This is a genomic window from Sporosarcina sp. P20a, from assembly GCF_002743175.1.
Taxonomy (GTDB): Bacteria; Bacillota; Bacilli; order Bacillales_A; family Planococcaceae; genus Sporosarcina.
Window position 1 is genome coordinate 296,467 of sequence record NZ_PDYT01000002.1, and the last position, 21,383, is coordinate 317,849.

At 39.5% G+C, this 21,383-nt stretch carries 16 protein-coding genes and 1 tRNA gene; all 17 read right to left on the reverse strand.

The features are described 5' to 3' along the window. Positions 1-11: 11 nt before the first annotated feature. Entirely contained in the window at positions 12-1,022 is a 1,011-nt protein-coding gene (locus CSV72_RS04900) for an ABC transporter substrate-binding protein (RefSeq protein ID WP_099677502.1), read from the reverse strand. Positions 1,023-1,755: 733 nt separating this feature from the next. After that, entirely contained in the window at positions 1,756-2,445 is a 690-nt protein-coding gene (locus CSV72_RS04905) for a 4'-phosphopantetheinyl transferase family protein (RefSeq protein WP_158232155.1), read from the reverse strand. A gap of 50 nt (positions 2,446-2,495) precedes the next feature. Next, entirely contained in the window at positions 2,496-3,905 is a 1,410-nt protein-coding gene (locus CSV72_RS04910) for an MDR family MFS transporter (RefSeq protein ID WP_099677383.1), read from the reverse strand. Between the two features lie 2 nt (positions 3,906-3,907). Continuing rightward, positions 3,908-4,129: an MbtH family protein gene (locus CSV72_RS04915; protein WP_099632892.1), complete on the reverse strand. Its 222-nt coding sequence runs from the start codon at positions 4,127-4,129 to the stop codon at positions 3,908-3,910. Between the two features lie 3 nt (positions 4,130-4,132). Next, positions 4,133-11,308 carry an amino acid adenylation domain-containing protein gene (locus tag CSV72_RS04920; RefSeq protein WP_099677384.1) on the reverse strand — a complete coding sequence of 2,392 codons (7,176 nt, stop codon included), beginning with the start codon at positions 11,306-11,308 and terminating at the stop codon, positions 4,133-4,135. A 21-nt stretch (positions 11,309-11,329) separates the two neighbouring features. Beyond that, positions 11,330-12,223 carry an isochorismatase gene (locus tag CSV72_RS04925; protein WP_099677385.1) on the reverse strand — a complete coding sequence of 298 codons (894 nt, stop codon included), beginning with the start codon at positions 12,221-12,223 and terminating at the stop codon, positions 11,330-11,332. Between the two features lie 24 nt (positions 12,224-12,247). After that, positions 12,248-13,864 (reverse strand): (2,3-dihydroxybenzoyl)adenylate synthase, encoded by a 1,617-nt coding sequence (locus tag CSV72_RS04930; protein ID WP_099677386.1) that lies wholly within the window; start codon positions 13,862-13,864, stop codon positions 12,248-12,250. Between the two features lie 44 nt (positions 13,865-13,908). Beyond that, positions 13,909-15,123 (reverse strand): isochorismate synthase DhbC, encoded by a 1,215-nt coding sequence (dhbC, locus tag CSV72_RS04935; protein ID WP_099677387.1) that lies wholly within the window; start codon positions 15,121-15,123, stop codon positions 13,909-13,911. A gap of 18 nt (positions 15,124-15,141) precedes the next feature. Beyond that, a complete protein-coding gene (locus CSV72_RS04940; protein WP_099677388.1) occupies positions 15,142-15,927 on the reverse strand; it encodes a 2,3-dihydro-2,3-dihydroxybenzoate dehydrogenase in 786 nt (261 codons plus the stop codon). A gap of 736 nt (positions 15,928-16,663) precedes the next feature. Continuing rightward, a tRNA-Arg gene (locus CSV72_RS04945) sits at positions 16,664-16,737 on the reverse strand. 73 nt (positions 16,738-16,810) lie between these two features. Then, positions 16,811-17,302, reverse strand: a complete 492-nt coding sequence (locus tag CSV72_RS04950) for a metallophosphoesterase (RefSeq protein WP_099677389.1) — start codon at positions 17,300-17,302, stop codon at positions 16,811-16,813. Next, positions 17,299-17,913 (reverse strand): XTP/dITP diphosphatase, encoded by a 615-nt coding sequence (locus CSV72_RS04955; protein ID WP_099677390.1) that lies wholly within the window; start codon positions 17,911-17,913, stop codon positions 17,299-17,301. Before CSV72_RS04955 ends, CSV72_RS04950 begins: the two co-directional genes overlap by 4 nt. Continuing rightward, positions 17,910-18,668 (reverse strand): ribonuclease PH, encoded by a 759-nt coding sequence (rph, locus tag CSV72_RS04960; protein WP_099677391.1) that lies wholly within the window; start codon positions 18,666-18,668, stop codon positions 17,910-17,912. Before rph ends, CSV72_RS04955 begins: the two co-directional genes overlap by 4 nt. Before the next feature lie 129 nt (positions 18,669-18,797). Continuing rightward, a complete protein-coding gene (gene racE / locus CSV72_RS04965) occupies positions 18,798-19,586 on the reverse strand; it encodes a glutamate racemase (RefSeq protein ID WP_099677392.1) in 789 nt (262 codons plus the stop codon). A gap of 9 nt (positions 19,587-19,595) precedes the next feature. Then, positions 19,596-20,003, reverse strand: coding sequence for a MarR family winged helix-turn-helix transcriptional regulator (locus tag CSV72_RS04970; protein ID WP_099677503.1), 408 nt, complete (start codon positions 20,001-20,003; stop codon positions 19,596-19,598). A gap of 192 nt (positions 20,004-20,195) precedes the next feature. Further along, positions 20,196-20,408 carry a helix-turn-helix domain-containing protein gene (locus CSV72_RS04975; RefSeq protein ID WP_085428963.1) on the reverse strand — a complete coding sequence of 71 codons (213 nt, stop codon included), beginning with the start codon at positions 20,406-20,408 and terminating at the stop codon, positions 20,196-20,198. Between the two features lie 75 nt (positions 20,409-20,483). Then, the gene (locus tag CSV72_RS04980) at positions 20,484-20,933 is read right to left on the reverse strand and encodes an acyl-CoA thioesterase (protein WP_099677393.1); all 450 of its coding nucleotides are present in this window, start codon (positions 20,931-20,933) and stop codon (positions 20,484-20,486) included. Between the last annotated feature and the right edge of the window lie 450 nt (positions 20,934-21,383).

Here is a 21,383-nt window from a genome sequence, read left to right on the forward strand (position 1 = left end):
CTAAATTCCCTCTATTTCTTTAACACGTTTTCTTCCAGAGCTTTTAAGAATTCGATTTTACTTAATACAGTTCCTCCTTCTAACAAAGAATCTACAATATTGATATAAGCAGCATCATTTTTGAAAGCGTTGATATTTTGAATGATTGGATTCTTTTTCAATTCTTCATATGCTTGCTCATTCTCCTGATTTCCACTTGTTTGAACTTGAATGAAAAGAACATCTGGATTTGCTTCTGCTAGCTGCTCAATCGAAATCTCTTCTTGAGCTTTTGCTTTCTGGATAACTTCTGGAACATCTACTCCTAGTTCATTGTATAAAGAAGGGTTAAAGAATACATCCTCCGGGTAGACAAACAAGCTACCACCACGAATGCGAATCGCCATTACCGTCTTGCCTTTAAACTCTTCCTTTATTTCTGTCGCAGCTTTAATATCTTTGTCATATTGGGCTAGAAGTGTTTTCGCTTCTTCTTCTTTATCTCCTAGTTGAGCCATCAGCATCAGATTATCTTGCCAATTCGTTGAAATATGGGAAACTAAAATTGTAGGTGCAATTTGTTCCAATTTTTCAACCACTTCATCTTTGAATTTTGTCGTTCCCAAAATAACATCTGGCTGCAATTCTAGAATTTTTTCAAAATTTGGTTGTTGCTTTTCACCGATTGACTCTGTATTTCCTACCACCGCTTTAAATGTTTCTGGGAATTCTCCTGCAACTGTAATTCCTCCAACTGGCTCTATATTTAAAACCGTTGCGTCTTCCATCGCTTCCATCGCCCCTGTAATGACAATGCGTTCTGCGTTTTCTGGTACAGAATAGGTCTCACCTAAGTATGTAATTTCTTGCATGCCATTTTCAGCTGCACTATCATCTGCAGATTGTTGGGTTGCTTCTTTGTCAACAGGGGATTCCTGTTTATCATTCTCTGTTGTTTTTTCCTCTTCTACTTTTCCTCCACATGCAGCAAGTACCAATATAGCCATCAATGCAAATACTAATAAGCTTAATTGCTTTTTCATCATTTATCTTCTCCTTTTAATTTAAGTATCGATGCCTAATTGTCCTTGAGACGGCAAACCTTCGTATTTTTTACGATTAAAACCACGCTCGGCGAGTAACAGCATAACTTGCACTAAGAATAACGTTGATGAAGTAGTCGATTCCCAGGTACTGCAATGCTGCCATCTGTGGCCCTCGCTTTATACCCATGAACTATTTCAACTACTACCTCTATCGAAATAGCAATTATTAGCCAATTCGCGGAGGAATCACCTCAGAATTATTCTAAATCCCTTTAACAGTCAGATAATTTAACTGAAAATATTTTTATAACAAATCACTCTGAGTTCGATGGATCTTTTATGCGTCTAACTTTGTATTTCAGACGAAGAAATTGCAACCGCGTAAAAACGTACATCATTTACATACAGTTAGCCTATCTTGTCGCATTCCTAATGTTAGACCAATTACTACAGATTTTCTTTTCATCCTTCCTATATTCCTTCCCTCCTTTATAACTGAGTACTAAAAAATGAGACTTCCTTTTTTACCGTAGTAATGAATCACCACCTTCTCAACTGAGAACAATTCTCATTTTATCGATAATGAGAATCATTGTCAATCATTAAATGAATTTTTTCCTAATGATGTAAATAGTTGTGTAACACCAATTGAGAAGTGTGGCTGCAAATGGATTTATCTACTACTAGATATAACTGCTTTTAAATTTTATTTGGAAATAAAAATAGTAATTCAACATAATTGATCGAAATTCATTTCAGTTGGATGTTCATGAAACATATTCTCTCCAGTCATACGCGCACACACAGTTAGCTTGTAATCTGTATGAATCGCATATTGTTTACATATGAAATTCGTTACTAGCTCCTTTTCTTCCGAGCTAACAACTTCCATAAGGTTACCTACGTGTTTTCTTATACAAATAGCATCTAGCGGGATAACTAGTCCCTTTCCTATTGCTTTTGTATAACTTTCCTTCATAGTCCAAATTTCGTAGCATGCATGATTTCTATCATTTGAATTAAGTATCATTTGGTATTCATCCACAGTAAACAGTTGTTTAGCCAAGAGTAAATCGAAAGTTTGAATTTCCTCAATATCAATGCCTACATCCTGATTGTGTACTGCACAAACTACGTATTTACCTGAATGAGATATATTAAACTGAATAAATGGATAATCAGGTAAATACGGTTTGCCATATGCATTTCTTTTTAAGGTTATTTCTTTTAATGTTTTCCCAGTCCGTTGCTTTAAAACATGATCTAATAAATAATCTCCTATAATAGTTCGGTATGCATCATCCAGATGGTAGAACCTTCGAATATGCTTTTGTCTTTCTTTAGGCACTTTTAAAAGTAATTTCCCCAATTTTGCTTGACTCTTTTCTTTAGGTAATTGACAGATATAGACTTCTACCACATGGAATGCTCCCTTCATCTTTACAGTTTGATTTATTTTATAATAGACCGCTATTCTGCTTTCTCAACCAGATTCAAGTGAAGTGTGGGATCATTTTCTGTCGTTTTATTCATTCTCACTGCTATTAAACATGCAACTATTAAAAATATCGAAGCGCCAAACAATGCATATTGATAGGTTAGCAAGTTAACCTGTTCCCCTGCTGACGTATTGGATGTTCCTAGTACTCCTGATAAGATAGCAACCCCAAGAACTGCGCCAAGTCTATTTTGCATATTAAATAGCATTGTAGCTCTGCCCATTGATGAGGAGTCTATATTCTTAAAAGCTGATATTTGCGCTGCCCCAACTGTTTGTCCTAAGAAAAACCCTATTCCAAACATTAAAAATCTAAGCAACCACGGATTAGATGCAACAAATAACGAAATAAGCATAAAAACAATGATTGTACCAATAAGAGAAAAAATAAGGAGTCGCCGCAAACCCATTTTCTTCAATGTCCAAGGCATTAGCTGGGAAGCCACCATTAATCCAAGTGCTTCTATGAATGTGGTTAGACCTGTATGAAAAGCACTAACGTTCAACCCATTTTGATACATTAGCGGGAAAACATATAGCATTCCAAGTAAACCCGCGGCGGAACAAAGACCGATAAAACTCATTGAGCGGAACATTGGATCCTTGAACAATCTCACATCTATCAATGGTTTATCCTCACGCAGTTCAAGGCGAACAAGTAAAACCATTAATACAAGCCCCAAACATCCCGTTACTATAATTTCAGGAGATGTCCACCCTTTAACAGTTCCCTGTGTCAATGAATAAATCGACAGCGAAAAACCTGTTAAGGATAATATAAACCCTTTATAATCAAATGCTCCGGCTGTTGGCTCAACATGTTCCTGTAAATATACCTTCCCAATGAATAAAGCCAGCAAGCCTATAGGTATATTTATAAAAAATATCCAACGCCAAGAAATTGTATCCACTAAAAAACCACCTATAATAGGACCAAGAGCCGGAGCTAGTGCGATCGGTATAATTAGCATACGTGACAGCTTGGGACGCTCTTCATGGGTAAATGTCCGAAATAGAATGGCCATGCCAACAGGGGTAATGAAACCTGCCCCAATACCCTGGAGAATCCTATATACATTCAACGTAAACATATTATGAGCAAATCCGCACAAGACAGATGCAATAGTAAATATGCCTATCGCACTCAAAAATATCCGTTTTGTTCCAAAACGGTCCCCCATCCAGCCTGCTGCTGGTAGAAACATGGCTAAACTAATTAGATATCCAATATTTATGGTTCCCATGGCTTCAGGAGGAACATGGAATGTTCCTCCAATAGCCGGCAATGCCACATTAACAATTGTACTGTCGAGAGCAGACATAAACATCGCTAATACATATACTGCACCTACAGCAAACTTCACACTTACACGTTTCTTCATGGTTAATTCCTATTACTAACATTCTCAATTGTCTTCACACTGTTCGGCATTAAATTATCCCATTTGGAATTTACATAATCCAAACATTCTTGCCTATTCGCCACTCCATAAACCTGATCCCAGCCCGATGGAATGTGAAGAAAACCAGGCCAAAGAGAATATTGTCCCTCACTATTGATTAATACAGCATAAGATTCCTCTGCGTTTTCAAAAGGGTTACTCATGTTCTATCTCTTCCTCTCTGAGTTTATTTTAGTCGATTCATACAACATACTTAGCTTTTTAGATAGAATCTCTCCGATTTCTGCTAATGGTTCCGGTTGGCACATATCTTTATGACGACAATGAATATCATATACTTCCAACTTGCCATCGATGTAAGGCTCCCATGTATTAGTGGAAATTGGATCAAACCACTCTGGGGTAATAGTCGATCTAAAAAACAAGACATCACCTTGATATATTTCCGGTTCAAATTCACTTAAGTTTTGAACAGATTGTACATATGTTTCCTTTAAATTAGTGATTGTTTTATCATCAAGGCTCGCTAACGCACTTCCATCCTTTCTTAACAACTCTATGGCATCTTCGAGCGTTAGTGCATCTCCATTTACGCTTTCAGGATCATAACCTCCCAATGCAAGCAAAGCAATAAGTGCTTCTTCCTCATCTGGAACATTCTTAATTGGGAGAAAATGATTTGGATACGAATCTAACATAGCAACTAGCGCAACCTTTTCACCCTTTTTCTGCAGTTTTGTCGACATGGCTTGCATGATATTACCTCCGAGTGACCATCCCAGTAAATAGTAGGGACCTTGTGGTTGAACAGATTGTATCTGTTCAACATAATCCTCAGCCATCTCATCTAATGAATGGGGATGATTATCTGGATCGGAAATACCTCGTGCCTGAAGACCGTAAATTGGATAATCTTTGTTCAATTCCTTCATCAGACCTGCGTAACACCAACTAAGTCCGCCAGCCGGATGAACACAGAATAAAGGAGATAAGCTTCCACTTGTTCGAAGTGGTAACAAAACCTCTAGCGCACTTGTATTGTCACCAGTTTCCAATCGTTCTGCCAGACCCGCAACCGTAGGAGACTCAAAGAGATTCCCAATACTTAGGTCAATACCAAATGATTCTTTGATTCGAGTCATTAGCTGGACAGCAAGTAACGAGTGTCCCCCTAGGTGGAAGAATTCATCATCAATTCCCACATATGGCAAATCCAATACTTCCATAAATAGATTACATAATATTTCCTCCTGTGGTGTTCTTGGTCCTTTGTCTGTTACTTCCTCAGAATAATCTGGATCAGGTAAAGCCTTGTAATCTAGCTTCCCATTAGGAGTTAATGGGAATATATCAATCATGATAAATGCGGAAGGTATCATATAATCTGGCAAACGTTTAGCAACCCATCGTCGGATATCAACACCATTTTCACTTGCATCGGAATTTAATATTATATAAGCAAGCAGTTGATTTCCACTCGATTGGCCCTCTCTGCTGACCACGGTTACCTGTTCGATGCTAGGGTGCTCGGATAGCACAGATTCAATTTCCCCTAGCTCAATCCTAAAGCCTCTTATTTTCACCTGTTGATCAGCGCGTCCGATGTAATCTAACATGTCATATTCTTTCCAACGGGCTAAATCACCCGTACGGTACATTCTAGATCCATTTTCAACGAATGGATTTGCCACGAAACGGTCAGCCGTTAAACCTGGTCTTCCTAAATATCCCCTTGCTAACCCTGGACCAGATACATACATTTCTCCAATAACCCCTATTGGTACTGGCTGTAAATATTCATCCAATATATATACATTTAAGTCTTTTATCCCCTGACCGATAATACTATTCGCTCTTAGTGATACAAGAGCTTCATTAATTTCCATATACGTAACATGTACGGTCGTTTCCGTAATTCCATACATATTAATTAGTTTAGGTGCGTCCTCTTTATGACGCTTATACCAATCCTCTAGTCGATTAAGTTCAAGCGCTTCTCCGCCAAAAATGACATATCGTAATTGCAGCTGTTTACCTACTTCCTGCTGTTCTCTGTCCGCCTGCATTAATTGATAAAATGCGGAAGGAGTTTGATTCAGGACCGTTACTTTCTCATTTACTAATAGTTGTAAAAACTCATACGGAGAACGGCTAGTCTCATAAGACACAATAACAAGTCTTCCACCATAGAGCAGAGCCCCCCACATTTCCCATACCGAAAAGTCAAACGCATAGGAGTGGAATAAAGTCCATACGTCATCCGCATTAAATTGGAACCATTCGTCTGTAGATCCTAGTAGACGATTCACATTTTGATGGGGAATCACTACTCCTTTAGGCAGACCAGTGGAACCCGAAGTATATATAATATATGCCGGATGAAGAGCTTGTAACGGCTCTGTACGCTCTGCATCTATTGGATTCGTATCTTTTTGTTTACTAAGTACTTCCTGTGTATCTTCTGCATCTAAAATAAGTTTTGGCACCGCATAATTATTAGGTAATTTATTTGTATACTCTTCATTTGTAATCACCATCAAAGGCTTTACGTCCTCTATCATAAAGGTAATTCGTTCACTCGGATAATTAGGATCAATAGGCACATATGCAGCTCCAGCTTTTATAATACCAAGCATAGCGATTACCATTTCCATTGATCTAGGTAAAGCTAAGACAATATATTGCTCCGGTCCAACGCCTTGTCCAATTAATAGATGCGCAAGTTGATTAGCCCTTTCATTCAATGTTTGATATGTCATTTGTTCGTTTTCAAAGATGAGCGCTATATTTTTTGGTTCAAGCATGGCCTGCTTTTCAAATCGTACTGACAAACTGGATTCTTCCTGTTCATCATTCACTTTTACATCTTGGACCAGCTCTTTCTTTTCATTTTGATCTAAAATCTCCAGAAGTCCGATTGGTTTATCCTGATCAAGCACAGCAGATTCTAACAAACGAATCAGTCTATTCATCATCGATTCTATTGTCTCTTCTGTAAACAAGTCTGTACTATACTCAAGGAATCCATCTAATCCTTCCGCATACCCCAATTCACTTACATTTTCTCGAAACTCTAACGTCATATCGAATTTAGAAGCTCCTACGCTATATAATGACAATTCACTCTTCATTTCAGGTAAATCTAACTTTGGCTCAGGTGTATTTTGTAATGCAAGCATGATTTGAAATAATGGATGCCTTGATCTAGAACGCGGAGGATTCAATTCCTCTACCAATCTTTCAAAAGGTAAATCCTGGTTTTCATACGCATTCAAATTTACCTTTCTCACTCTACCAAGTAACTTCTTAAAGCTCGGATTACTAGATGTATCAGTACGTAATACTAAAGTGTTAATAAACAACCCCACGAGATTTGTCAAAGCATCATCATTTCTTCCAGCTACCGGACTCCCTAAAGGTATATCATATCCTGCCCCAAGACGAGTCAGTAACGCCGTAAGACCGGCTTGCAACGTCATAAATAAACTAACTCCGTTTTGTGCAGAGATATGAAGTAACTTCTGATGAAGCCTCGCGTCAATCGTAAAGCGATACGTTTTCCCTAAATAGCTAGATTCCACTGGTCGTGGATAATCTGTTGGGAGTTCCAAATGATCAGGTAAATCCGCTAAGGTATTTAACCAATAATCAAGCTGTTCTTTAACAAGACTCTCTTGTCCTTGCTTTTCTTCCAATAAATTCTCTTGCCAATATGCATAATCCGCGTATTGTACTGGTAGATTTGTCCAATTCGGCTGTTTGCCATTAACGCGGCTCATATATGCCTTCTTCAAATCTTGTGTTAACGGCGTCAAGGACCATCCATCGCCAATGATATGATGGAGTAACAGTACAACAACATGTTCTTCTTCCGCGGTTGAAAAGAGCTCAACTCGAAATGCAGGTTCCTCATCCAATTGGAAGCAATATTTAACAGTATTATTCAATCCGCTTGTTAACTCGGATGCTTCTATTTGGTGTACATGTAAATCTGGCTTAACCTTTTCTGGGTTTAATACCTCTTGCCTGGCTGTCCCCGCATTTTCGGGAAAAATAGTTCGCAACGGTTCATGTCTTTCTATTACATCGCATATTGCTTCTTGCAATGCGTTCTTTTCTAATTTCCCTGATAATCGAACCACTAGTGGTATATTATATGTAGGGCTTGGTCCTTCTAACTGATATAGGAACCATAATCGACGCTGCGCAAACGATAATGGGATATCACCCTTGGATTCGACTCTTTGAACAGGGGGCCTTCCTTTCCGTCCTGCCTCTAACTGTTTAACAAGTCCTACTACAGTCGGTGTTTCAAAGATTTTCCCTATCCCAACCTCCACTTCAAAGACTTCACGAATACGATTCGCTAACTGTACAGCAAGTAATGAATGACCGCCAAGATGGAAGAAACTATCGTCAATTCCCACTTGTGAAACATTTAACACTTGTTTGAATAAATCACAAACTATTTCCTCCTGTGGTGTTCTAGGATCCCGACTATCTTTACCTTTTTCGAATTCTGGAGACGGCAATGCTTTGCGGTCTATTTTCTTATTTGGTGTCAGCGGCAAATCGTCCATTATAATAAAGGCAGAAGGAACCATATAATCAGGAAGTAGTTCTTCCACATATTTACGTGTTTTAGCTAAATCAATAATCGCATTCTTTTCTGGCACGAGATAAGCTATTATACGGTTATCCCCTGGTTGGTCCTCCCTAGCAACAACGACTACTTGACTAACCTCCGAGGTTTTCGCTATGACGGATTCAATTTCTCCAAGCTCTATTCGAAAACCGCGGATTTTCACTTGATGATCTGACCTGCCAATATAATCAAGCTTTCCATCCGCATGCCAACGTGCAATATCGCCTGTTTTGTACATCCTTTCACCTGGATTTCCATATGGATTAGCAATGAAAGTATCTGCTGTTAAATCCGGACGATTAAAATAGCCCTGTGCTAATCCTTTACCTGCAATATATAAATCTCCACTTACCCCTGGGGGGACAGGCTGTAAACCGGCATCTAAAATGAATATTTGTGTATTATCGATCGGATAGCCAACAGAAGGAATACCCGTTTCCCCTGTATGTAAAGTAATAGCTGTGGACCAGATTGTCGTTTCTGTTGGTCCATACAAATTTGTCACTTCACAATCTAGCTCATGTAAAGATTTTACGAGTTTTTCAGGAAGCGCTTCTCCGCCAACCAAGATACGTATTCCACGAAGTGCTTCTGGATAGGTCGATACAAGCGCATTCCAGTGTGTGGGCGTTGCCTGCATAATGGAAATATTACGATCTTCAATCAATTGTGCTAATATTGCCGGGTCTTTGTTTGCGTTATCCTTTGCAATCACACAACATGCACCACTAATGAGCGGAAGAAATATTTCCAATGCTGAAATGTCAAAAGCAATTGTCGTAACTGCTAAAAGACGATCCTGATGACTCAAAGCAAACTTATTTTGCATCGAGCAAAGGAAGTTGGTTAATCCTTCAACTGTAACAACAACTCCTTTGGGACGCCCTGTCGATCCGGAAGTATAAATCATGTACGCTGGACTCTTGGGCGCTACTATTCTGTTCGGATAATCTATATCAGCATAAGCTGTTAGTTGATTACGAACAGCGGGATCATCCAACACGACATGATCTACATGACTGTCTAGTAATTGAGATTGTATGTCCTTATGTGTCAGGATACAAATCGGCTGTGCATCTTCCAAAATATAAGAAATTCGCTCAACAGGATATTCGGGATCAATTGGCAAATACGCTGCTCCCGCTCTTAAAACAGCCAACATTGCAATAACCATATCTACGGATCGGGGTAAAGCCAAAGCAGCAAACTTACCAGGTCCTAGTCCCTTTTCCTCAAGTAAATACGCCAGACAATTAACCCGTTTATTTAATGCTGCATAAGAAAGGCTTTCATCGTCGAACCTTAAGGCCTCGGCATGCGGTGTACGGGTAACTTGTTTTAAAAATATTTCTTGTACAGACATATAAGACAATTGTCGAGTTGTTTGATTCCAATTATTGATTACATTGTCAAACTCTCCAGGTAAGAGTATCCCTAATTGAGATATTGGCAAATCCGCATCTGCAGCAGCTATATTCTCAATCAAATTCACCAAACGATTTAGATGAAGAGTTACCTCATCCGGTTCATAAATATCCGCATTGGCATCCAAATCAATCCTTATCCCTTTTCCGTCTTGTTGATCATATATATTCAAGGATAGGTCATCTACTGGACCCGTATGGAGCTTATTTGTCGTTCCTTTACTACCAGCGAAGTCCAATCCATAATCAAATGGCATCATATTTATTTGAGGTCCGAACAAGCGTTGACCATCCCCTAACAACTTCAGATCATGCCGTAAATATTCATGACGATAATGCTGATGGGACCGCACTTGCTTCATTTCTTGATGAACTTGTTTTATCAACTCTATGAAACTCATTTTAGGTTGTATATTCAGTCTTAATGGTAGTAAATTCATCACCATTGCTGGGACATTTACTGAAGACGTGCCCATACGACACATCATTGGTAAACAAAGCACAATGTCCTCACTACTAGTTAAACGCTGCATATATACAGCAACAGCTGCTACAATCGTTTCATACCAGTTCCCCCCCCTGGAACTAGCTGTTTTCCTTAACCGCTCTATCGTATCTGCTTGCAAATAACTTGTCTTATGGATAATGCGTTTAGATAATCCTAACGATGAACCCTTTAAACTAACAATGTCTGGATGATCCTGGAATCGCCCCATCCAAAACTCACGGTCTTGAATAAATTTCTCCGAACGCACATACGATTGATGTTCATCCAATACCTTTTGAAAATCTCCCAACTCATTTCCCTTTATCGTTTCTTGCTTTACTAGGGCTGTATAAATCTGAGCAACACGTTGTACGATTAGAGAAAAACCGAAAGCATCTGCTGCAATATGATGAATACGCAAATACCAAAAACTTCGATTCTCGCTTATCTTAAATAGAGCCTGTTTAACAACGACATCTTTAGTTAAATCCAACGGTTTATCTATATCAGATTTCATCCATTTTTTTGCAGATTGATCTGGGTCCACTTCCCCAGTAAAATCGATAAGTTCAAGCGAAAAATCCCTTTTCCCGGAAATATGCTGCCATGGACCATTTTCGTCTGCTCCATATTTAGCATGAATGGAATCTGTCTCTTTCATTACTCGTTCTACAGCCTTCTTAAAATACTCCACATGTAGCTTTCCATTTATGTCAATATACTCCGCTGTATTATAAACAGGGTTATCCGACTCCAATTGCTGCGCATACCAAATTCCAGCTTGCGCACCCGTTAATGACTGATACTTCGTTAACACGCTAGACATACGATACCCCCTCCTTTATATTTATACTTTCACCATTCGGCTTTCCATTAAATCACGCCATTCAGCTAAAGTTTTTCTTTCCACTAAGTCCATAAAGCTTACTTCCAGACCTTGTTGTCTCCATGCTTCAACTAAACTCATAAGTCCAATAGAATCAAGCCCCATATAAAATAAATCATCTGTGTCTGATAGATCCTTCGCTTGTATATCCAGTAAGCAGGCAACTTGCTCATGAATTGTTTCAAATGTAAGGGATTCATTATTGCTATTTTCTGTACCTTTCGACAGTACTTTAATTAATTCATCTGTAGACGTCGTAACACCGCAACGTTTGGCGGCATAATCCAATGCCATTTTATGTTCATCATATGAAAAGTCGGCAACCGCATCTGCTACGAGGAAAGGCTGTATATCATACATGAATGCCTCTGCAGCCGTCATTAAACATCCTATATGGGCATAAACTCCACAAATAATTAGTTGGTCGCGCCCTTGCTTTTCTAATATATTCAAGAAATCTGATTTTTTAAACGCACTATAACGCCATTTAGTTAACATTAAATCATTTGAATCTGGTGCTAAATCTTTAATAATCCCTGTTTGAGCTGGATCATCGGATAATCCTTTTCCCCAAAAGTCAGTTAGGAGTGCCCGATCTGCCGCGTTCTGATTCCCTGGTTGCGCTGTATAGGCAACTGGAATCCCTTGCTTTTTGCACTGCTCTTTCAATTTTGCGATATTATGGATCAATTCTGGTATCGGTGATTGTTCCGTATCATAAAAGTTCAAAAAATAATTCTGCATATCATGTATGAGCAGAACTGCCCTCTCCGGATCCACCTGCCACGACACTTTATTTGTTGGATAAATAGATATATTCGGCATTTGATAAGATGGAATAGTAGGAATTCCCATGTAATCACTTCCTTTTCGTTTATTTTATTTATAGATAGGTGATAGTTTCTTTGTAATCATTTCACGCAATGCTTTTTTACTGACCTTTCCAAATGATGTTTGTGGAAAGGTATCCACTATTTCAACCCGGTCAGGAATCTTAAAATCCGCGATCCCTCTTTTTATTAGAAAATCCTTCATTTCAACTTTAGTTATCATCCCCTCATTAGGGATAACAAACGCACATGATCTCTCTCCAAGAAATTTATCCGGCATAGAGACGACAGCAACGTCAAATACATTAGGATGTGAAGCAATATGATCTTCCATTTCCTCAGCTGCTATCTTTTCACCGCCACGATTTATCTGGTCCTTAATACGACCTTCAACGACAATATTTCCCGCTTCGTCTAAGCTAACTAAATCACCTGTGCGATAAAACCCATTCGACGTAAATGCTTTAGCATTATGTTGTTCCGCCTTATAATATCCGCGAATAGTATATGGGCCCCTAGTTAACAATTCACCTACTTCACCTAGTTCAACTTCCCGATCCTCTTCGTCAACTACACGAATCTCATCGTAGGGTGACATCGGTCGTCCCTGCGTATTAATAATAGTCTCTTCTGGATCATCTAATCTTGTGTAATTAACCAACCCTTCAGCCATCCCATACACTTGTTGCAGCTTACATCCAAAGGTCTGTTGCATTCGTTTAGCTATTTCAGCATTGAAATGCGCTCCGCCAACTTGAATGATTTCTAAACTAGTGAAATCATATGAACGTGTCTTCAATGCTTCCAACCAAATAATGGCTATCGGTGGAACAAGTGCTACAATCGTTACTTTTTCTTTTTCGATTATAGGGAAAGCCTCGTCTGGACTAGATCCTGTTGCTAGCACGATCCTTGCGCCTGCATAAAGTGAACCGAGCACTCCCGGTGAACTCAATGGATAATTATGCGCAATTGCTAAAACTGCAAGGTACACACTATTCTCATCCATTCGACATATTTCATTACTCTTACGAAGACTATACATATACTCATCATGTGTTCGTGGAATTAATTTAGATAGCCCTGTACTACCACCAGATAATTGTAAAAATGCGATGTCATTTGGATAAACATTAGGCTGAATATACTCTTCTTCCAAATAAAGATCTGCTAACTGTTCCAACTCTTCAGATTCACCAAGTGTAATGATATGCTCTAAAGTACTTGTTTCACGCTGAATGGTCTTAGCCATTTCATGATAATGATATCCGGAAAAGTTTTCCGGCATTATATAAGCCTTTGCCTCGGACAACTCACAAAAATACTGTATTTCACTATACCGGTGCGACGGCAAAGCAAATACTGGCAACACTCCTAATCGGAACAAGGCAAAACAAACCTCAAAAAACTCAACTGTATTTGGAATTTGAATGACTACTCTATCTTCTTTTTTAAAACCAAGCTTTTGAAACCCGGAAGCAAGTTGATCCACTCTTTTATCCAAAGTTTCATAACTTACTTGTTTTCCCCCATCAGTTATTGCAATCTTATTACCGTGCTCTTCTGCTCTTTCTCGAAGCATCTGTCCAAATGTTTCTCCACGCCAACAATCCTTTTCACGATAAAATGCAGCTATTTCATCAGGCCATGGTTGACACCCTTCCATAAGTATTCCTCCCTGTTTACTTAGTTTTCGACATATCTATGCCCTTATAGTTTTTCAATACCCATAGCATCCAGCATTGTTTTGAACTTCGCTCCAGTCTCATTCAATTCTTCCTCGGGAATGGAGCCAGCAACTACACCTGCACCCGCAAATAATCGTATATCGTTTTCTTCAACTTCCGCACAACGAATCGTGACTATCCATTCTCCATTCCCATTTTCATCACACCAGCCGACCATTCCAGCAAAAAAACCTCTATTAAACGGCTCAATCTCATAAATGGCTTCACGTGCTAACTCTGTCGGATGTCCACATACCGCCGGTGTAGGATGTAACGCAATACCTAATTCTAAAGAAGATGTTTGTGCCTGTTTTAACGTTCCATATATTTCTGTTGACAGATGCCACATTGCTTCTGTCTTAATTAATGATGGTATTTCTGGAACATCCATCGATTCACAAAAAGGAGCTAATGATTCTTTTACCATATTGACAACCACAGCGTGTTCATATAAATCTTTTTCAGATTCCAAAAGTTCTAACGCTCTACGCTGATCTTCTATTGGATCATCACTCCGAGGTCTCGAGCCTGCTAATGGATTTGCGAATAATGTTGAATCGTTTTTAGACACAAGCAATTCTGGACTCGCACCAATTAATATACGTTTCCCATTTGTTGATACCGTTTCCTTATTACTAATCGTATTAACGTCTGATATATCAACAGCAAATGTGTATCCTTGCTTATTATGATGTTCCAACCTTTTTAAAATCTGTTTTACATCAATATGCTCTTTCGTTTTAAAATTCAAGGCTCTAGCAACAACTATCTTATCTATTAGTCCTGACGAAATCTTATCTAGGCCTTGATTTACACCTTTCATATATTCACTGGGCTCCGGAATATGCTGAATTTCATACGGCTGCAAAGGAATATTTTCCGGTTGGACACTATCTTTTACCAATGCGGTAGATACTTTTACATCCTCAGGTATGATCATTTTTGATGCTTCCGAGTAATCAAACGGAACTGCACCTACAACAATCGGATGCGGATGTCCTGCTCGTTTCGCCTGTTCAATCGCCTCTTCCACTCTATCCGGTAAACTACATATTTGATTTTTAGTCTTCCACGTCTCCTTTACAACTGAGAAAACGCCTTTCCCCATAATCGATCGCTTTGACGATGATAAAAAGAAATCTCCTAATTCATATTCATCTAAAATCGATTTTACCTTTGACATACTCACTTTACTCATATTTCTGTTTCCTCCTCGTTAAACACCTAGTGTGGCTCCACCATCAACAACCATATCGTGCATGGTTATATGTGATGCATCATCTGACGCAAAAAATAATACTGAATTCGCAATATCAGTTGGTGTTCCAATTTTACCAAGTGGAATACCTACTCGATATACCTCAGATTGTCCGTCTATCGTTTCTATTTCTCCCTCTTCATTACTCCAAAGTTTTCTTAGCATTTTTGTATCAGTAGATCCAGGCGAAATAACATTACAGCGTATATTATGCTTCGCCAGTTCCAAACCAAGACATTTTGTGAACATTGTTGCTGCCGCCTTCGAAGCTCCATAGGCCGCCATTCCAATTCTAGGAATGTGGCTGGCGTTGGAACTTACCGTAATAATCGATCCCTTTTCACGTGGAATCATTTGCCTACTGACTATTTTCGACATATGGAATACACCCGTTGCATTCACAGAAAAACTTGCATCCCAATCCGCCACATCCAAGTTATCTATTAAATCTAACTTCAGTAATCCTGCCACATTCACCAATATATCTATCGGTCCAAGCTTAGACTCAACTGTAGAAATAACTTCTTCTACAATCACTGGGTCCGTAACATCTGAAGGAAAAGCTGTAATTGGATATCCTCTTTCTTGCATCTTTCTAATACTTTTAACTAATTCATCTTTGTCCTTATCGATCGCCGCTATCACCGCCCCATGTTCAGCTAGCCGCTCAACTATTAATCGGCCTATACCGCCGGATGCTCCCGTGACAACAGCTATTTTACCTTCTAATTGACTCTCTCTCATTGTCCCATTCCTTTCGAGTTAAGGAGATGCAATTGATATTGATAATGATAATCGTTATCAATTACTAACCTCATGCTAATTTAATTAAAGACAACAATCAAGGCGTTTTTGAATTTTAAGAATTAAGACCTATATTTAGTTTTTGATATAGTTAACATTTTATTTGTATCTTTTACATAGGAAAAGATACATTAGAACAACTCTAAATAGTTAACGCCCTCATTAGGTAAAGGCTTTTTTACCTGGTGATCACCGCTCCATTGCCGGTATTCAACTCCTTGAACGCAATGATAATAAAATAAAAAGCATAAACAAAAAAAGCATTCCGAAAGTAAATATACCTAGCTCTTTGGCTCGATACCCTTTCAGTCTGCTTTTCTTTTCATGTTGCCGTATATTTTCACTTTTAGACGTTTTTTGAATATATCCATCGACTGTTATTTACCAGTTCATACTTTTTTCATTAACGAAGGCATAACCCGATTGCAAGGGAACCTCAACATTTTGCACACATTGTAAAGGAGTTAAGAACCGAAGATGCAATTAGCACAGTAAAGATGTTTGAGGACATTTGAATTCAAATATGCGTGAAATTTGAGTATAGAGTGTAATATATTTGAAAAAATTTCGCGATTAAGTGTTGCTAATTTAATTCCAACCAAAAAAAACACCGTAAACATTGATTTTGACAATGTTTACGGTGTTTTTTTATTCTTATCTAGATTTCATTTCATTACGTCCCAGGAGGGATTCGAACCCCCGACCGATGCCTTAGAAGGGCATTGCTCTATCCAGCTGAGCTACTGAGACAAACACCTGCAACCACAGGCACAAGAACTATTATATGCATAATCCAAAGATAAGTCAACACTATTTCATAAAACTATTTATTTAATATAATTTGGTCTCTTAATTCGTGGTTCATGCTATAAAAACTCACAGTATAAGCATCGTCGATTTCGATGACTGCGTATGTCGCTACCCTACCGCCACGTGGTTGAGTCGTGCTTCCCGGATTAATGAATAATACACCGTTGATCATCTCAGCCCCATATAAATGAGAATGTCCGAATAAAGCAATGGTTGCTTGTTGCTCAGCTGCTGCGTAAGAAAGGGTGAGCATAGAGCGCTTAACGTCGTGTTCATGGCCGTGGACAATGAATACAGTCTCATCGCCCACTTTCTGTACTATGGTTGCTGGAAACTGATCATCAGCGTCACAGTTACCACGAACAACATGAACTCCATTAAGCAATGGATCTTCTGCCGATAATTCGCTGTCGCCACAATGGAATATCGCGTCTGCTTGTAATGATTTAATCTGCTTTACTGTATTTACGTCGCCATGTGAATCACTTAAAACAGTCAGCTTCATTTTATTTCACCTAACCTCGTGATAAATTCTGGTAGCTGTTCTTTTAGCTGAGCTAGTGCCGCACCGCGATGAGAGATGGCACTTTTCTCTTGAGCGGATAATTCGGCCATCGTCTTTTCTTTATTAGGTACATAAAATATTGGATCATAGCCGAATCCATTCGTTCCTTGACGTTCATCCGTAATGATACCTTCACAGCTGCCAGAATAAGTAGTTGTCTTGATACCAGGACCGGCAATCGCCAGAACACATCGGAAACGTGCCTGACGCGCCGTTTCAGGCACTTCAACAAGTTTAGCTAGCAACTTATCGATATTCGCTTCATCGTCCGATGGCTCGCCCGCATAGCGTGCAGAGTAGACACCTGGCTCGCCATTTAGTACATCGACTTCTAGGCCACTGTCATCTGCAATTACTACTTTTCCTAGTAAATTTGCAACAGTTTCTGCTTTTAGTATGGCATTTTCAACGAAAGTGGTCCCCGTTTCTTCTACATCAATCGATTCTTCGATATCTTGCAATGTCAGCACGGTGATACCTAAAGGGCGAAAGAGAACTTCAAAATCTTTCGCCTTGCCTTTATTATTCGTTGCGATTAATACTTCATTCATTGTGCTTCGCCTACCTGTTGTCCGATCTTATCCGCCAATTCACCCAACACTTCTTTTTGAATTGCAATCAATTGCTCAATTCCCAATTCAGCCAGCGTCAATAAATCATTCATTTCCGCGCGGGAAAAAGTAGCTTCTTCGCCTGTCCCTTGCAGTTCCACGAATTGGCCTTGTCCCGTCATTACAACATTCATATCGACGTCAGCTGAAGAATCTTCTACGTAGTCAAGATCTGTGATCAATTGACCGTCAGCCAGTTTCCCTACGCTTGTAGCAGCAAGGAAGTCACGTACCGGGAATACGGGAAGCTTCTTTTCGATTTGTAATTTATTCGCAGCAATGACCAAGGCAACGAATGCACCTGTAATGGAAGACGTTCGCGTTCCACCATCTGCTTGAATGACATCACAGTCGATCCAAATCGTACGCTCACCAATAGCATCCAAATCAACCACTGCACGCAAAGCTCGTCCGATCAAACGCTGGATTTCCATCGTACGACCGCCTACTTTACCGCGGGAAGATTCTCGGATTGTCCGTTGTCCTGTGGCGCGTGGCAACATGGAATACTCAGCGGAAATCCATCCTTTTCCACTATTACGCATAAATGGCGGTACACGATCTTCAATCGTCGCTGTACAAATCACTTTCGTATTTCCAACTGAAATCAGTACGGAACCTTCTGGGTGAATCAAATAATCCTTCTCGATTGTTACTGTACGAATATCTTCTGTTGCTCTTCCATCATGTCGCATGCAATATCCTCCATTTTGATCCATTTATTTGGTGTGACCAGTTCTTCCAGTCTACGTTCAATCCATCTTACCATATTCACAGCAAAAAACCCGAAAACGACGTACTGTTTCCGGGTACTGCTATATATGTTAAAAAGTTAGCTTGCGTACGTCAGGATGAGGAATGGCAAGCCAATCTTCAACAATGACTTGAAACTTATCCATCGATCCTGTTGTATAAAATATCGGTTCTTCCGCTGAAATCGATAGTAATTGCTTCGCTTCAAGAATCCGTTCAACATCAATCACGGTCTCCGCCGCTGAAGAAATAACATTCTTTTGATTGGAGAAATGTGCTTCAATATGTTCTTGTAATAATGGATAATGTGTACAGCCAAGAATTACAGAATCAAACGAATAGCTATGCAAGGGCAATAACGTCTTGTCGACTATATTCCTTGCTGCCTGTGTACGATATTCTCCGTTTTCAACTATTGGCACAAATTCCGGACACGCAAGTGAATGGACTTTGGCTTCGGATTTCAGAGCTTGAATCGCTTGATCATACGCTTGACTTTTCACCGTGCCTTCTGTGCCTAGCACAGCAATTTCACCTGTTTGTGACGCATTGACAGCTGCTCTAGCCCCTGGTTCAATCACACCGACAACAGGAAAATCAAATTGTTTTCGTACTTCTTCTAGCGCGATAGCAGTCGCAGTGTTACACGCAATAACGAGCATTTTTATACCCATTTGCGCCAAACTGTTTACCATGTCCATTGTAAATTGCAACACTTCTTCCGCAGGCCGTGGACCATACGGACAACGTGCATCATCGCCAATGTAAATAATAGGTTCATTCGGTAGGTAGTTGCGCAACTCTCTTACAACTGTCAGTCCGCCAACTCCCGAATCAATTACTCCAATAGGTGCGTTCAATGTAATCCCTCAATCTCTTGTCATCTGTTCGTGTAGTGTAGCCAGCAATCCTGAGAATTGCTGAATTTCCTGCTCATTTGAATTCACAAGAACATCTTGCAAATACTCTTGTCTCTTCTGTATGACCTCTTCAATAATCCGTATTCCTTCAGGTAATAAATGAACACGGACAACCCGACGATCCTTTTCATCCCTCACCCGCTTCACTAGTTGACTATTTTCCATTCGGTCTACTAAATCCGTCGTGGTGCTAAATGCTAGGAACATTCTATTCGATAGATCTCCGATGGTCATATCACCATGTTCCAACAACCATTGAAGAGCGCTAAATTGAGGAGGTGTAATTGTAGATTTCTTTAATATTTTTCGACCTTGTTCCTTAATGATGGACGCAATGTATCGTAAGTCTTTTTCCATCTTTACGATATCAGTTGGTACGTTTTTCTGTTCATTCAACAAAAAATCAGCTCCCTGAAATGAGTCCTATCTTTTCATTGTACCGTTTTCATTGATGAACGCAACATTTTTTCCTTCGATTTTATGTTAGAGGACAAGTAATTGACACCGATTGCACAAAATTGGTCTATTATCCTAAGCAGGGCATCATTTTTAATTCAGCTGTAATTCTCCCAATCGCAATAATTCAACGATTGCCTGTGCTCTGCCTGATACACCTAGCTTTTGAATCGTATTCGAAATGTGATTTCGTACGGTCTTCTCACTAATGGTCAGCTGTCCAGCAATTTCTTTTGTTGTAAAATCATCTACCAGCAAAGTGAAAATTTGTCGTTCCCGATTTGTTAATAAAGAACGGTTTTGCATTTCATCCAAGATGCGCCCCTCCTCTTTACGCTTTCCCCTTAGGATATGTAAGCGTAAGGGCGGCTGTGTAGGCTTTTACGAGTTTTCTAGAAACATGCGTTTTTCTTCTTCTGTCCATGCAACAGGTCTTCCATCACCTTTTCCAATTTGAACGATAGCACTTCTACCTGTAAAGACGATTTCATCGCGTTCATTCTTAGCCATATAGTGCAGATCAACTGAACTCGTGCCCATACTATTAGCTTTCACATGGATCTGTAGCTTCTCGTCAAAGTACACTTGCTTCGCAAAATCGCATTGCAAATCCGCTACGATTGGAATGGTTGTGCCCTTCGGATCGATCCACTTTGCCATATGGTTTAGATGTTTCAAAAACTCAATTCTTGCATACTCAAAATAGGCAAATACTTTCGTGTTATTCAAATGTCCATACATATCCGTCTCTGAAAAACGCACTGAAACATCGGCATGAAAATGAAATCCTTCTATCCATTCCTCTAAATCATCAATATAACTTTCTCTCATTTACATGCACCCCTTCATAATGAATGATTATTCATTGCCTTATTATATCAAAATACAAATTAACGTCAAATGACATAACTAACATTACTGGCAATGATGAGTTAGCTAGTGAGTACGAAGGGATTGAAGCTCCAGCTGGCGGACACTTTCCCATGGGCTCGGCTTGAGCCGCTTCCTACGCTTCGCTTCGTCCAGAGTCTCAAGGCTTTCGCTGATCCATCGGGAGTCGCAGCCAGCTTCCGCTTCAATCCTACTTTTATAGTGGAAGGACGTAGAACACTCACTGACAATAATGTATATATTATTGTTGTCTTTGAACTTTGTTAAGATCAAGTACAGAACTAACTACAATTATCAACAAAAAGTAATATCCACTCGCAATGCAAGGATTTGCGCGTAGGATTGGCGACTCCCGCGGGATAAGCATGAACCTTGAGATCCCGCAAGTAG